This window comes from Paenibacillus luteus, assembly GCF_006542765.1.
Classification (GTDB): Bacteria; Bacillota; Bacilli; order Paenibacillales; family Paenibacillaceae; genus Pristimantibacillus; species Pristimantibacillus luteus.
Genome location: NZ_SKCD01000011.1, coordinates 31,671 through 46,121, shown reverse-complemented (window position 1 = coordinate 46,121; position 14,451 = coordinate 31,671). Strand labels below are relative to the sequence as shown.

12 protein-coding genes and 1 pseudogene are annotated in these 14,451 nt (G+C 42.6%); 6 read left to right on the top strand and 7 right to left on the bottom strand.

All coding sequences use genetic code 11. The annotated features are described in order from the left end of the window. Window positions 1-15 precede the first annotated feature (15 nt). Genes E0496_RS08240 through E0496_RS08220 form a run of 5 tightly spaced genes read left to right on the top strand, consistent with a single transcriptional unit; the run spans window position 16 to window position 3,859 of the window. Window positions 16-411, top strand: coding sequence for a hypothetical protein (locus E0496_RS08240; protein WP_141501114.1), 396 nt, complete (start codon window positions 16-18; stop codon window positions 409-411). Further along, window positions 408-1,745 (top strand): right-handed parallel beta-helix repeat-containing protein, encoded by a 1,338-nt coding sequence (locus tag E0496_RS08235; protein WP_141501113.1) that lies wholly within the window; start codon window positions 408-410, stop codon window positions 1,743-1,745. Before E0496_RS08240 ends, E0496_RS08235 begins: the two co-directional genes overlap by 4 nt. Next, on the top strand, window positions 1,742-2,311 hold the full coding sequence (locus E0496_RS08230) for a nitrous oxide reductase accessory protein NosL (RefSeq protein WP_141501112.1): 570 nt from the start codon (window positions 1,742-1,744) through the stop codon (window positions 2,309-2,311). Before E0496_RS08235 ends, E0496_RS08230 begins: the two co-directional genes overlap by 4 nt. Next, entirely contained in the window at window positions 2,308-3,129 is an 822-nt protein-coding gene (locus E0496_RS08225; protein ID WP_241674641.1) for an ABC transporter permease, read from the top strand. Before E0496_RS08230 ends, E0496_RS08225 begins: the two co-directional genes overlap by 4 nt. Continuing rightward, a complete protein-coding gene (locus E0496_RS08220; protein ID WP_141501111.1) occupies window positions 3,122-3,859 on the top strand; it encodes an ABC transporter ATP-binding protein in 738 nt (245 codons plus the stop codon). Before E0496_RS08225 ends, E0496_RS08220 begins: the two co-directional genes overlap by 8 nt. A gap of 64 nt (window positions 3,860-3,923) precedes the next feature. Here E0496_RS08220 and E0496_RS08215 read toward each other — a convergent pair whose 3' ends face one another. Both E0496_RS08215 and E0496_RS08210 read right to left on the bottom strand, forming a co-directional pair. Then, on the bottom strand, window positions 3,924-4,412 hold the full coding sequence (locus E0496_RS08215; protein WP_141501110.1) for a FixH family protein: 489 nt from the start codon (window positions 4,410-4,412) through the stop codon (window positions 3,924-3,926). 19 nt (window positions 4,413-4,431) lie between these two features. Continuing rightward, complete coding sequence (locus E0496_RS08210; protein ID WP_141501726.1) at window positions 4,432-5,847, bottom strand: PepSY-associated TM helix domain-containing protein; 1,416 nt, start codon at window positions 5,845-5,847, stop codon at window positions 4,432-4,434. 834 nt (window positions 5,848-6,681) lie between these two features. On the opposite strand from E0496_RS08210, the gene E0496_RS08205 reads away from it, so the two are divergent. Continuing rightward, the gene (locus E0496_RS08205; RefSeq protein ID WP_141501109.1) at window positions 6,682-10,734 is read left to right on the top strand and encodes a DUF5695 domain-containing protein; all 4,053 of its coding nucleotides are present in this window, start codon (window positions 6,682-6,684) and stop codon (window positions 10,732-10,734) included. Between the two features lie 133 nt (window positions 10,735-10,867). Here E0496_RS08205 and E0496_RS08200 read toward each other — a convergent pair. From E0496_RS08200 to E0496_RS08180, 5 genes and pseudogenes are all read right to left on the bottom strand, one after another. Further along, window positions 10,868-10,966: pseudogene (locus E0496_RS08200) on the bottom strand (IS3 family transposase); the annotation flags it as partial. A gap of 71 nt (window positions 10,967-11,037) precedes the next feature. Further along, a protein-coding gene (locus E0496_RS08195) for an IS5 family transposase (RefSeq protein WP_141501108.1) occupies window positions 11,038-11,813 on the bottom strand; the annotation gives its coding sequence in 2 pieces (ribosomal slippage) (window positions 11,038-11,480 and window positions 11,480-11,813; 777 coding nt in all). A 259-nt stretch (window positions 11,814-12,072) separates the two neighbouring features. Then, on the bottom strand, window positions 12,073-12,891 hold the full coding sequence (locus E0496_RS08190; RefSeq protein ID WP_141501107.1) for a metal ABC transporter solute-binding protein, Zn/Mn family: 819 nt from the start codon (window positions 12,889-12,891) through the stop codon (window positions 12,073-12,075). 22 nt (window positions 12,892-12,913) lie between these two features. Beyond that, window positions 12,914-13,687, bottom strand: a complete 774-nt coding sequence (locus E0496_RS08185; protein WP_277755845.1) for a metal ABC transporter permease — start codon at window positions 13,685-13,687, stop codon at window positions 12,914-12,916. A 26-nt stretch (window positions 13,688-13,713) separates the two neighbouring features. After that, window positions 13,714-14,409, bottom strand: a complete 696-nt coding sequence (locus tag E0496_RS08180) for a metal ABC transporter ATP-binding protein (RefSeq protein WP_141501105.1) — start codon at window positions 14,407-14,409, stop codon at window positions 13,714-13,716. Window positions 14,410-14,451: the final 42 nt, after the last annotated feature.

Genomic DNA, 14,451 nt, shown 5'->3' with positions numbered 1-14,451 from the left:
AGATGCAGGACATTTTTGAAAGAAGGGGAAGAATTGCGGAAAATGGTTTTATCGATAAGTGTGATGTTCTTAATTTTCAGTTTCCTCGGGGCTTGCTCGACTTCTCCTCCGGCTGCACTTGACCCGGCAGCCATTGATGCAGCATTGACAACAGATCCGGATAAACCAGTAAATGGGTCAAAGATAGTGCTCACTGCTGAATTCACAGGAGCAAAGCTGTCCAACTCCTCAGGAATGACATTTGAAATTCGAGTCGATGGGGAGCCCGTGTTTATTGAGGCGAAGAAAGAAGGGGAGAATCTATTTAGTGGTATATACACATTTGCAAAATCAGGTACTTATGAAGTGTACTTGCATCTGTATACCGAAGAAATCCACTTAACAAAAAAGAAACAGGTTGAGGTGCAATGAGAGTAATCCAGAAATTAATGTATGCTTTTATTCTGTTAGCGATTTCTACTCTGATTGGGGTAGGTATAGTAAAAGCAGAAGGGACGCCGAGTCCTTTGCAAGTATTAATTAATGAAGCACATGTAGGTGACACTCTTCATATCCCTGCAGGAACCTACAAGGGGCCCATTGTCATTGATAAGCCGTTGCAACTTGTCGCTGAGTCTGGAGCAGGCGCTACGATTAGTAATACATCTAATGAACCTGCTTTGCAGATTAAAGCAAATAACGTTTCAATTATTGGATTGACCATCTTGGATGAAACAATCAAAAAACAGCCCGCCATTTTAGTGCAAGCAAATGACGTTTTGCTTGATGATTTGCAAATACGCACCGGCTCCTTCGGAATTATAATGAGGAAGGCGAATAACGGCAAGGTTCTAAACACAACTATTGACTGGGCAGGTGTCGTTCAGGATCGGCCGCTTAAACTTTCAGACAAAGGAAATGGAATCGATTTGTATGATTCACATGGAAATTATTTTGCAGGAAATACGATTTCTTCTATGCATGATGGCATCTATATGGAGAATAGTGATCGGAATCTAATCGAGGATAATCAGTTTGAGCTGCTACGCTACGGTGTTCATTGCATGTATACAAAAGGTACGGTTATTCGTAACAATATCGGCAATCTGAATATAACCGGGGCTATGATCATGGCAGTTCGCGATGTTGAGGTTTCTGGCAATCAATTTACCAAGCAAAGTGAAAATGTAAATTCTCAAGGAATTTTATTGTTTGACGCACATCACACAATAATTTCGGGCAATCATGTCGAAGGGAATCGTGTAGGACTTTATGTCGAACAATCCACGAAAAACAAAATTGTAGACAACGCAGTCATTGGTAATTTTATAGGAATACAACTGCTTGATGCTGAAGACAATGATATTCAAGAAAATCAGTTTGTAGGTAACGTTGCTAGTGCAGAAGCAAGAAACAGCATAGGAAATCTACTTGAATCAAATTACTGGGACTCTTTTCAGGGCATTGATACGGATGGGGATGGCAAAAGTGAAACGACTTATGCGATTAATCCCTTTTTTCAAAGCCTAGTGAAAGCTAGACCTGCCTTTCAATTGTTTTTCCAATCGCCTGGTATGGTTTTTCTAGAAGACCTCTATCAATCGGATAGACAGTCTTGGTCGACGGACACGTCGCCGTTGATGCAACCCAGTGGGAAGCTGAAATTTGTTTTACCGACGCAAACTCTGCAGAATTCGGCGGTAGTTGGCGCTGGATTACTTATTGTTGCATTATATTTTATGTACTTGGGGGTAAGAAAAAGATGAAGACGAAACGATTTAGCGCTGCACTATTTTTGGTTATGATTACGTTGTTGGTAAGCGCATGCGGAGCTAAGGAATATAAACCGGAAGCGATTAATGAAGAGGTAGACAAATGTGTGATTTGTAATATGGCGGTTAAGGATGATCCTTACGCGACCCAAATCATTACGACGGATGGTCAATCCTTGAAGTTCGATGATATTGGCTGTATGAATGAGTGGAAAATCAAAAACGGAGAAGAAACCGTAGGAGCAGAGTTTGTTAGAGATCATAATAGCGGGGATTGGATTAAGTACGAAAAGGCCTTTTATGCTTATGATGCTGCCTATGTAACGCCAATGGCATATGGTGTGATTGCCTTTGAGGATAAAACATCAGCACAAGCTTACATCGATGAACAAGGAATGGGGCAATTGTTAAGCTATGAAGAACTTGCGAATCATAAATGGGAAGTTAACCGTGACATGATGAATATGGAAGCGATGGAGATGCATAATGAAAGCATGCATTCCGATGATAGTGAACAAGAGATGGATATGGGCAACGGGTCAGAAGGGGAGAACTCGTGATTCAGACGGTTCATTTTGCGATAAGAGAAGTAAAGTTAGGATTTCGAAATCCCTGGGCCTATTCTTTCATGGGCCTTTTTACATTATTTATGCTATGCCTTCTCTTAATTAATGCACAAGGCTATGTTCAAGGTTATTCAGGCATTACAGGAACAACACTTAATCTGATCTTATATTTATTGCCGCTGATGTCTTTGCTGCTTGGTTCCTTTTCATTAACAGCGGAGAGGGAGGATGGCAGCTGGGAACTATTATCTACTTATCCGATCAGCACATGGTCCTTTATTATCGGAAAATATATTGGCCTTTCTGTTGTTTTGCTAGTTATCGTATCTATAGGTTTTGGTGCGGCTAGTATTCTCGGATTAGCTGCTGGCTCAGGATTCGGATTGCAGACATACTTGCAGCTGTTAACATTTTCGACAAGTGTAGCTTTGTTTTTTCTTGCAATTGCTCTGCTTGTAGGAACTCTTGCTAAAAATCGTTGGCAAGCCTTAACGGTCGGCGTATCGATTTGGTTTTTCGCCATTATCGGATGGCCGCCATTACTTATTGCAACCTTAGGTTTCTTGCCTTATCCGATGATAAAGCCAGCTGTGACCTTCCTTACGTTTCTTAATCCGGCGGAACTTTCAAGGCTTTTTACAGTAGTGAAGTTAGGTGGAGGAGCCATTCTGGGACCTGAATATTATGAGTGGATAAAATGGATCAAACAGCCCGCGGGCAGTATTGGTTTCATAGCTATGGCTGCAGCATGGATAGGAACCGTTATAACAGCTGCACAGTTAATTTGGGAGAGGAGGCGCTCACGTGCCTAATCCTAAAGTGGAACTTAAGCAGGTTAAGAAATCAATAAAGAAGCAGTTAATCATTAATGAGCTTGATTTGAAGGTAGGGCAAGGTCAAATTATGGCTTTGTGTGGTGGGAATGGAGCTGGGAAAAGCACGATATTAAAAATGATTGCAGGGATCTTGCAGCCTGATAGTGGCAGCATCAGCGTTGGCGGTTTGCGCTGGCAGGATAATCGCAGGCGATATGCGGAGCTGATCGGCTACATGCCTGATGATTTCCGGTTCAGCCAAGGATTAACAGCTTACGAAACCCTTGCTTTCTGGGCATCACTTCGTGGAGTACCGAAGCAAAGAGTCATGGAAGTGCTGAGTGAAGTAGGTCTTGAGGATACAGGAAAAAAATCAGTTTCATCTTTCTCCAAGGGAATGAGGCAACGGGTATTATTCGCACAGGCTCTATTGGCGAGACCACCAATTATCTTAATGGACGAACCTACAAACGGCCTTGATCCATATTGGATTGAAACCTTTATACGCATGGTGAAGGAAATCGCTGCGAATGGCCAAACTGTTATTTTTTCGACCCATCAGCTGCATGTTGCAGAGGCGCTTGCAGACCGAATAGCCTTGCTGAGAGGGGGACAAATCGAGCTTGAGGGTTCTTCTTCCGAAATTCGGGACAAATTAGGTGCTAGTGGGTTACAGGATGCATTCGCGGAGTGGTTTGGATTAACAAGTCACTTAAACGGGTATTAATATATATGTTTCTCAAACAACTCCCCCAGCCTGGTATGGTTGGGGGAGTTGTTTGCTTTATTCGTTAATGATGTCCGCCATCTGCTGGGAGAGTTGCACCGGAGTGCTGAGCACTTTCCAGGAAGGCAAGCCTCTCAATAGCTTGTGTGCCAAGCGCGAAGCGTTTGGCTGGCATAACTTGCTCGTTTGCGGAACGAATGCGAGATTGAACCACGTAAAGCCCTTCCTCGCTGATCGAATAAGTGACAGAATATATGCCTGGTGATGATTCTTCTGCATGAATTGTCACAGTTGAGGAATCGTCGTCTTCCGACCAAATGACGAATTCGGCCTGATCGGCATCTTCCAGCGGCTTACCGCTCTTTGTCACTTCTACCGAGAAGATGCTGGGAATGTCAGCTTCAAGTTGCTCAGGTAATTTGAGATTAACCGATAGATGGGGTGGCAGTCCACTCTCGTCTACATCGGATGCTGTTGCGGTACAACTGCATAGAAAAGTGACAAGAAGAAGGGCACCTGCCCATAAATAGATACGATGGATGGTTATATTCATTAGTATATTCTCCTTAGGATTAAACCGAGAACCAGTGCCGAAGCGACTTGATTCTGCGGAGGATGAATAGATCGAGGACGAGTACAACAAGAATTGACAAGCCAACCAGCGGCATTAAAGCGCCGCAGACCAGCATAATGATCAACACACCAATTGTAACTTTGCTGCTTTTAGGTTTGGCTGGTGCGCCGAGCTTACCATCCGGCTTGCGCTTGCGCCACATCACATATGAGCTCACCGCTACCAAAATGAGACCTATGCAGGCAATTAATCCAAGAAGTTGATTGGTGAAACCAAATAGTTTGCCTTCATGAAAAGTGATGCCGTAAGAAATGGCTTTGGCCATAATTCCATAATCAGAGAAGCGAACATCTGTTAGAACAGCACCGCTATACTGATCCATGTGAAGTGTGGCGTTTTTGCCGGGTTTATCATGAGCAGTGGATACGGTAAATACACCCGTTTCTTCCATCGGCATCGTAATCGTGTAAGGCTTAAGAACGTCATTCTGATCAGCAATTGCAACAATATCATTAATGCTTATTGGTATATAACCTCCAACAGCTGAAGCTGGTACGGGGAGATTTTCAGCAGCCCACGGTAAATCTTCTGCAATATCTTTAGCAACAGTAACCGATTCAGGCTTAGCGCCAAAGCTATAGGCGAAGGGAGGCGTGTTTGTGTTCGTTGAATTAGCTAACTTATCAATCTGAACGCCCAGTATTCCCGACCAAGGTAGACCTCCAGCAATAATGTTCAATAAAACGAGGGAAATCCAAAATGCGGGAACAGCATGCAAATCACGCCAGAAAAGGCGACTTCCGGGCTTGCTGAGCCGAGGTAAAACGGTTCCCCATATAGCCGCTTTATTTCGCGGCCACCATAGGAATAAGCCAGTCAATAACATGATGATTGCCCAACATGCGGCAAGTTCTACAAGTCGGTTTGCCAATGTCCCACCAATAACAAGCTCACTGTGCATTTTTTTGAAAAAAGCAGTAAAGGTTTTGTCGCTGTTCATCATGCCAAGAACATTGCCTGTGTAAGGATTAATATACATGATGGTAGAAGATCCATTACGGCTTGCTGAAACTTTGTAACTTGATTTTGGATTATCTTCAAGTGTAATAGAGGAAACAGCCGTATCTGGATAAGCTTTTATTGTTTTTTCTATGATACTTTCTGGCGTCATTTTTGTGGTACCAACCTCACGTAAAGTGAGCATATCCTTATACAGATATCCTTCGATTTGTGGTTTAAACAAATAAACGGAACCGCTGAAAGCTAAAATTATTAAAAAAGGAGCAAAAATAATACCTGCATAAAAATGCCACCTCCAAACTGATTGATAAATAGCTTGGCGCATTCCTACGGATGCTCGGCTTTTTGAATCGGGTTGTTTTTTATTTAACTCTTCATCTGGCAATGCACTCATCATGTTACCCCGTTCCTGGTAATAATAAATTCCTTATTATTATAACGTTAGGTGGGCTGACATCGTATGACTCGATAGAGCTATCCTTTCGAATCTAAGTGAGAAACACGATTCCAGTAGAAATAGTTTGCACCCTTAAACCACTCGAATCTGCTGTTAATTTGCATACTGTACATACAATTATAATGTGACTAAATAAAATTCGGGTTAGGCAGGTGAGCGTGTTGAATACTTACACCGCACTCATGGATGTATATAGACTAATCAATTAAATTCTGAGGTATTTTATAAAAGTTGTAAATTCAAAAAAACAGGGTGAAAATTTGAATTCCTTTCACATGTGAATCTAGTACACTTGAATAAAGTTCTTTCTGTTATAGTGTCATGGTGAAGAAGTGAAGATATGCAGCAGCTCAAAAAGCAGCTGTTATTAGGCAAATTCACTAAACTGATGCTGAATTTTTCTGGAGAGCTTAAAGGTTTTGAGTGTTTGAATGAAATGGCTAGACGTATCAACTATAGCTATTTTGAAGGGAGGGGACATCTACCCGGACGGTGTCAAGCCAGTATATCGCTACGGAATGTAGAATTGAAGAAAAGTTTCTAGCGATGAATTGAAAGGATTACTCGGTGAATATTAGAAAGCGCTTTCTCCGAAAGGCTAATGACTAGGTATAGGAACGTTACAGAGGGTAAATGTCATTTTCCACCAAATTAAAAAAATATTTCGCAAGGGAATTACTATTACTGGAGTAATAAGTTAGTTCAGTAAGAGAACAAGCAATGGATTGAATCATTAAAAATCTAATTTTGAAATGTGAACAGGAGGATATTATGAAAGCGGTTAACAAAAGATTGATACCATTGATTACTGGATTTGCACTGTTTTTCGGATTATTGCCGGTTGGGATTAACGAGGCGCCTTCGGTATCCGCTGCAGCGAATGCTATCGCCAATGATAGTCTTTCTGCTACAATCGGGGATTTAGGACAGATCGAAGTACTAAATATCAAGAATAACCCATTAAACAAAAAAAATGCTGTTGTCAATTTTGTTTTGCCAAACTCTACATCACCACAGAACGACGTCCAGCACCAATGGATGGGTGAAATGCTTTTTTCTTACCGTACCGGTGACACGGCAGTATTCCCTAACGACAGAGTTGGCTTTGTAGAAGTTGATACAAATAAAACACTGGCGGCTGGTGGATCGACTAAATATACAACCATCAATGCTAGTAACCAATATTTTACGAAGGTGGCTGCTTCAGACGGAAAGAAAGTAGAAGTCAATTTTATCGGACAAGCTCTTACTTCTACAGCTGCTCGCGTGATGAAAGGTTTTGACGTGAAGTCTGTATTTAATATGGATACCACTGACGGTTCATTGCAGTGGGAAATCACCTTGAAAAACAAAAGCACCAAATATATTGAATTCGGTGATATCGGTTTGCCGATGCCATGGAATAACAAGTATTTAAGTACATCAGATACCTATGACAACCGAGTTACTGTGCATAATTTTGCTGGTGCTGATAGTGGATATTCCTATGCCATCCGCACGAGCGGCGAAGGGAATTTCATGATGTTTTCCCCAGTGCCGGAAAGCGGCGCACGCATCGAATATGTTGATTATTGGTTGGGTGACGCGGGTGAAGTTCGTGCTGGATCTTTGTACTCAAACTGGGTCGGTGACAGTGGCGGCTGGTTCCCGGGATTAAGTGTTCTATATATTCACTCCAAGGATATATCGAAAACAGGTCGTGGATATTTTACTGATGCCTCTAGCTTAGTTTTGGCGCCTCAAGCGGAAAAAACATATAAGTTTAAGTTTTCAGCGGTACGCGCAGGCGACAACACACCGCAAGTAAATGCCGCAAGTTCAAATAACGCTTCTACTTCTATGGAAGACCGTGAGAAAAACCTTCGTTCCATTCTATACAAATCAGGGATGATTGACGCAGTGGCGTTGCCTGGCTTCCAGGCTGCAATCAATATGCCTGTCAAGCTGGATCTGCATTTCGACAACACTAAAATAGATTTTCAGTCGATAGAGATTCAGAATATCCTCCAGAATGATCCATATGATGCAGCGCATATCCCCGTTATTAAAGGTACGAACAGAGCCGCTGTGGTCAACAATACTCGTACCGGACGTGGTTTACCTTCTGGGAACCCAGGGTATACAAAATCCGCAACGTTTGTGGAAACCAAAATAATAGACGGTGAACAACATCATATCTATGCACTTACTTTTGACAACATCGGCAATAACAGCGTTCGTGTGAATTATAAGCTAAAATCTGATCCTGTAGGGGTGAATAAATTTACCCAACTTGAATTCAATATTCTAGCTGAGCTTGACCAAACATCGCAAGCCCACAGCCAATTTATGGTAAATAGTACTCAGGATAAGGTCCCAACTAGTCCTACCTTCGGTATCTACCGTGACTGGTACCTTACAACCGGTCTTGATACGGCGAACAGCCATTGGGGAGATGACTGGAGTCACGATAACATCAACTTTATGGCTATGAAGAATTATCTCGATCCAAATGCTAGTGAAATCCAATCCATTGAAAACTACCTGATCGACTTTATGTGGAAAAATTATATGAAATATACGCAATCAACTTTTACGGTTGCGAACTATCTCAATGCTTCAGGTATTTACTCAACTTCAAGTGCTCCTTATGTACGGACATTTTCTGAAGCGATGGAAGCGACTGGATTCTTCAATATGTATCGGATCCAAAAGGCATATCCCAATATGATAGAGTATCGCGAATCTCCGCAATTCTATCTGGAAAAGGCCTATGGCATTTACTATAACCGTGTCGGCACTGGTGCAACCGGATTCTACGGTGAACAACAAATTCCAGATTTAATTGAGGCACTTAAAGAAGAAGGAATGCTAACTCAGTATAATAATCTAAAAACGAAGTTTGCCCAAAATAAAGCAACGAGCATTCTAAACGCTGCTTATCCTTACGGGTCAGAATTTGAATACGACAATACTGGTGAAGAAGGAGCCTATGCAGCAGCAAAGGCATTGCGCACTTACTTCCCACAAGACTCGAAGGTAGCCAAAGCCTTGGAAAGCATGAAAGCAGATGACTTGAAAACTCGTGCAATGCGTGGTATTCAGCCTACTTGGTACTTCTATTCCGTACCAGCATTCCGTGCTGGCGAAAGCTGGTGGAATTTCCAATATACCGCGTCTTTGGCTGGATCCATTATGGATGATATGCTTCGTTATCAGGCTGATGGCAGGACTACAGATCAAACGGCTGTCGCACAGCAGCGCAACTATGCTGCGAAGATTTCAAATTTCAACGCCATTAATATGGGGCATATATCAGCTCAGTCTGTAGGAAGTATCGCTTGGAGATTTAATGCTCATAAGGGCGGAACAGGTACCAAAGACGTATACGATGGTGGTACTCGCGTTATGAACAACGGCTGGCAGGACTTTTCTGGAGAATCAGAAGAAGGACTCTATGGCTCGCTATTGCGTATCAGTTCTGATATTGTCATTGATCCAGTATTTGGGCTTTTCGGGTATGGGGCTACGGTCACTGACGCAAACAACAAATACAATATCACACCAAAAGACGGTTTTGGCAAGCGTATCAACCTAATCAAAGAGAAAATTTACTTGGTTTCGGAAAGCGATAAAATTCAAAATGCGTTAATTCAAAAAGACGGTAAGGCAATTACCCTGCAAATCTCGAATCTTGCTCAAAAAACGCACGCATCAAGGGTTACTCTCGATGGGTCAGGAGTAGAGAATGGCTATTATACGATCAAGCTGAATGGTGCAAATGCCGGACAGTTCTATGTGCAGAATAACAAAGGTGTTGCTATGTTCCAAATGAGCAGTGCGCTAACTACTGCTGAAGTAATCATTGAAAAGTCACTAACAGGAGCAAATCAAGCTCCACAGGTTGCTACAGAAGTGGTGACACTAAGCCCGCCGGTAAATCTTCCGATTTTGTTGAACGGAATTGTGACTGACGACGGCGCACCGAATGGAGCTACGACTTACCTATGGGAAGTTGTCAGCACTCCGTCAGGTGGCCAACTAAGCTTTACCAATAATAAAGCAGCAGTCACAAAAGCCGTAGGTACAATAGCAGGCTCCTATACGGCTAGGCTTACCGCAAATGATGGTGCATTGAGTACCTCTAGCTTACTGACCTTTGTGCTCGGTGGTAGTGGTACAGGTAACGTAGACAAGACGGAGCTGACAAACAACTATAACTTTGCAAATTCATTAGTAGCTGCGAACTTTACCGGTCAAGGACTTACACCGATTGCAGCTGCGAAAACGGGCGCTTCCGCTGTGATAGCAAACGCATCTGCTACACAAGCTGAAGTTACTCTAGCAAATGATCAGCTGCTGACAGATTTGCGATTGCTCACTCCGCTCAATAATAATATGGCGTTTGCAGCGAGTGTCTCTGCCAGCTACACTTCAACTTGGGAGAGTCTACCTGCGGTTAAAGATGGGTTAAAAACCGCTACAACCAGCCCGCATTGGGGTAGCTGGGGCAATGCAAGCGCTACGGAATATGTGCAATATAATTGGCCACAGGGAGCAACAATCGGAAGTTCAAATCTGATGTTGTGGAACGATGGGCAAGGTATAAAAACGCCTACAAAGATAGAATATTCATACATTCCGAAGAATAGCAGTACGAATGCATGGGTAACTGCAGGGACCATTACCACAGGCATTGTAGCTTTAAATACGCCAGTGGGTTCCTCAAATATATTTAATATTAACCCGGCTTTAGAAGTTAAAGCACTGCGTGTTACAATTACAAAACCAGTAAATGACAGTAATGGTGTTGGCTTATGGGAATGGGAAGTTATCAAGGGGTAACTGTTGGTACGAACATCCAGTAATTATGCATCTCACTGCAACAGATGATACAAGTGGCGTGGAAAAAACGTTGTATAGTGTTTGATGATTGAACTGCACCTCGTCAAGTAGACAGTAGAAATAGTAAAGTTAGTTAAGCGGCCTTTGTCCTGAATGCCATAGGACTGAGGCCGTTTAGTTTTGCTTGTAGTCGCTCGTAATTGTAAAAATGAATATAGTGATCAACGTCCTTTTGGAGTGATTCTTTATTTTACTACATTACTACAATTAACTTCTGACAACTAGGACGTGTCTGAAAACTCATCACTGAGTCAATTTAAAAATGGCAGCTACGTAAACAAACGCTAGGAATGACTTGGCTAACTTGTCGGAACGAGTAGCGACACGGCGAAAGTGTTTGATTTTATTGAAAAAGCACTCAACTAAGTGGCGTTCTTTGTATCGATACCAATCGACTTTCCATGGATTTTGACTATTCGCTTTAGGCGGAATGGTGTAGGATGCCTGCTTAGCCGTGATCCAATTCCGAATCGTTTCTGAGCCGTAGGCTTTGTCGCCAAGAATATGGCTTCCCGTAATATCAAACTCCTGAAGCATATCGATCGCTGGAACGGAATCATACACCTGACTACCCGTCAGAAGAAAAGCCAGGGGATTCCCTAGTCCATCGACTACAGTATGAAGTTTGGAAGTCTTTCCGCCACGACTGACACCGATGTGCTGATTTACTTCGTGTCCTTCTGCTTTTTTTTAGCACCAGCACTGTGTTGATGAGCTTTGACCGATGTAGCATCGATGCTCAAGTTTTCAAAATCAGGATCTACGTGAAGGGCTTGAAAGATGGCGATAAGTAGTCCGGTATCTCTCCATTTGCAAAAGCGACTGTAGACCGTTTTCCATGATCCATAACGTTCTTCCGGTAAGTCTCGCCAAGCCGCACCACTTCGAGCGATCCAAAGAATAGCATTAAACATCGTGCGATTAGTTGATTTTGACGGACGTCCTGTTTGATATGGCGGGAACATGTCCTTAATTTGTTCCCACTGTTCATCGTTTATTTCGTACCGTCTTTGAATCATGCTCGTTGCTCCATTCGTTTTTCTCAAATCATACCACATTACTCTTTAGTTTTCAGGCACGTCCTAGTACGCTAATTACTAATTATCTATTGTGATTTGAATTTGCTCAAGTAGGATTTAATTTATAAAACAAAGAAATGGTGGTGCAGGAATAACACTCCTGACATCACCATTTCTTGATTTTCGAAGATTTATCTTTTTGTGAGATGTTTCTAAAGTAGTAGAACCACGATTAGGACAGTGCTTCTTGTCACCTCAACTATTGACTTAATGTCAATCCCAATTTTTCAGCATTTTGCGTAATAAGCTCGGTTAATGTTTGTGTGTCTGTTTCTGGATAATTTCGAATTTCAACAAGCTTGCTATCCGCTAGTTTGGCGATTTCTGCTCCTTGAGGAAAATGAAGATTGTCAATGACAAGGGCAGGCTTTAAGGCAGCCAATTCTGCTGCTTGTGTAGGTGTTACTTCTGCCGGTCCGAATTCTCCAACAACCTCATAGCCCATTGCCTTGGCTACTGGCACCATATAAGCCTGAGCGACTACACGTTTGGCAACAACGTCCAGCTTGGCTGTTTCGGCCAAGACGGCTTCAAATTTGCTATCTATTTCCTCAAGAGCTTTACTCGCTGTATCGGTAGTTCCCATTTGTTCAGCTAAATTGCTGATTTGTGCATTCAGTGCTTCGGGGGTATTTTCTGTTACGACTGCAAACCGATCTGTTTCTGGAACTTCAGCAGATTCAAGAATTTTTTTCATAAAGGGTTCATACTCCGAGTAAATGACCATATCAGCATTATTCACTTTCTCAATGTCACTCGGTTTGAAGTCGTATTCATTCGGATGCTTCATATCAACAGGAGCAAGAATAGTGATATTATCAAGTCCTGCTGTTCTGGCAATTAGAGCGGTCCAGCTTGTTGAGGCTACAATACTATGCGTTGTTGCTCCATTGTGATTGTGTTCATTTCCTGTGTTCTCCTCACTTGCAGTAGTAGAGCAGCCCGACATAATAACAGCACCTGTTAACAGAGTAAGTAAAGGAGCAGCTAGTTTAGATTTCCAATTACGTGGTTTCATTTGATTATTCCTCCAGCATGATTTATTTTCTTTTTAGCAGATAGCAAATGCCTAAAAGCAGCACGCCAAACATTGTAATCGTTGCACCGGTGGGCAAGTTTAGCAGTAAGGAGAGTATGAATCCTCCAACTGCACAGATTAAACCAAATAGAACAGAGAATACAAGAAGCTGTTTATAGGTTTTAGCGATCCTGGTTGCAGCCATTGCTGGTAATAGTAGCAGGGCGTCAATTAACAGGGCGCCAACCAGCTTCATGGAAATTCCGATGGCAATGCCAGTTAGAAATAGAAGCGAGTTGCGAATGGTTGATACGGGAACACCAAGCCACTGAGCTTGATCTGCGTCATGCAGAACCAATTGAATCTCCCTATAAAAAAGCGTAAATAAAGAAACGATAATCAAACTTACAATACCTAATAGCCAAAAATCTAATGCGGTAAGCGTAAGAATACTGCCGGCAAACAGCCCAAAGACTTCCATAGCAGGGACTCCGCCAACATGAAATAGCATTAAGGCAGCAGCAAGTGAGCCTGTCATTAAGAAAGCGCCTGTAATGGCGGGTTCCAGATTGATTTTTGAAGATAGTGGGCCGAATAGAAGTGAGCCAATTACGATGGCGACCATAGCTCCCCACATAGGCTTGGTTCCGATAAGCATGCCTAAAGCGCCTCCTAGTAGAGAAAGGTGCATAAGCGCAAATCTTACGACCGTAAGTTGGAACTGAATAACCACAATACCGATAAGAGACAAACACCCGCCTGCGATAGTGCATGCCAATAATGCCCGCTGGAACAATGGAATTTGCAAATAGTCGAGCAAGGTCAAGGTGCTTCACCAACCTCGATTAATTGCCCTTTGTCCATCAAATAGATGCGGTCGGTTAATGGAGCGGCTTCTTCTAGCTGATGAGTAATCATGAGTATAAGCAGATGCGGTAATCGCTGTCTGCACGCTGCAATGAGGGAATAAAGGATCTCTTGTGAATGTTTATCTAGATGAGTAATCGGTTCATCAAGCAATAAAATATCTGGTTCCCTGATTAATGCCCGCGCGATATTCATTCTTTGTCTCTGCCCACCGGATAACCGTCTACAATCCTTGCTCGCTAAGTTCGTTAATCCGACATACTCTAGCCACTTAGCAGCCTTATCTTTATCTTCAGCAGTTGGACGTCTCCAATAAGAGAATGAAGCTCCCCAGTTTCCAAGCATAACGGATTCAAGAACCGTAATAGGTAAATTTCCTCCCTGAACGCCTTGAGGAACAAATCCTATTCTAGTTCGAATAAAGTCGAAATCTTTCTTGCTATCCATTTGGTGCGATTGAATGATAATCTTTCCCGCCGATAGAGGAAGAAGGCCAAGGATCATTCGAAATAAGGTTGATTTACCTGCGCCGTTGGAGCCGATTATGGCTATAAACTCTCCTCTTGCCGCTTTGAAGTTCAGTTGATTAATGACGGGGTTCTCGCCATAGCCCGCACATACTTGTTGAAGCTCAAGAGCAAAATCTGACACCTGTTTTCTTTCACCTCTTTCTCTTTAATATTATGAACATCG

What these genes read in the sequence shown, in the direction of transcription:
- E0496_RS08235 (WP_141501113.1), top strand. Translation starts at nt 408, where the DNA reads ATGAGAGTAATCCAGAAATTAATGTATGCTTTTATTCTGTTAGCGATT.
- E0496_RS08230 (WP_141501112.1), top strand. Translation starts at nt 1,742, where the DNA reads ATGAAGACGAAACGATTTAGCGCTGCACTATTTTTGGTTATGATTACG.
- E0496_RS08215 (WP_141501110.1), bottom strand. Translation starts at nt 4,412, where the DNA reads ATGAATATAACCATCCATCGTATCTATTTATGGGCAGGTGCCCTTCTT.
- E0496_RS08210 (WP_141501726.1), bottom strand. Translation starts at nt 5,847, where the DNA reads ATGAGTGCATTGCCAGATGAAGAGTTAAATAAAAAACAACCCGATTCA.
- E0496_RS08205 (WP_141501109.1), top strand. Translation starts at nt 6,682, where the DNA reads ATGAAAGCGGTTAACAAAAGATTGATACCATTGATTACTGGATTTGCA.
- E0496_RS08190 (WP_141501107.1), bottom strand. Translation starts at nt 12,891, where the DNA reads ATGAAACCACGTAATTGGAAATCTAAACTAGCTGCTCCTTTACTTACT.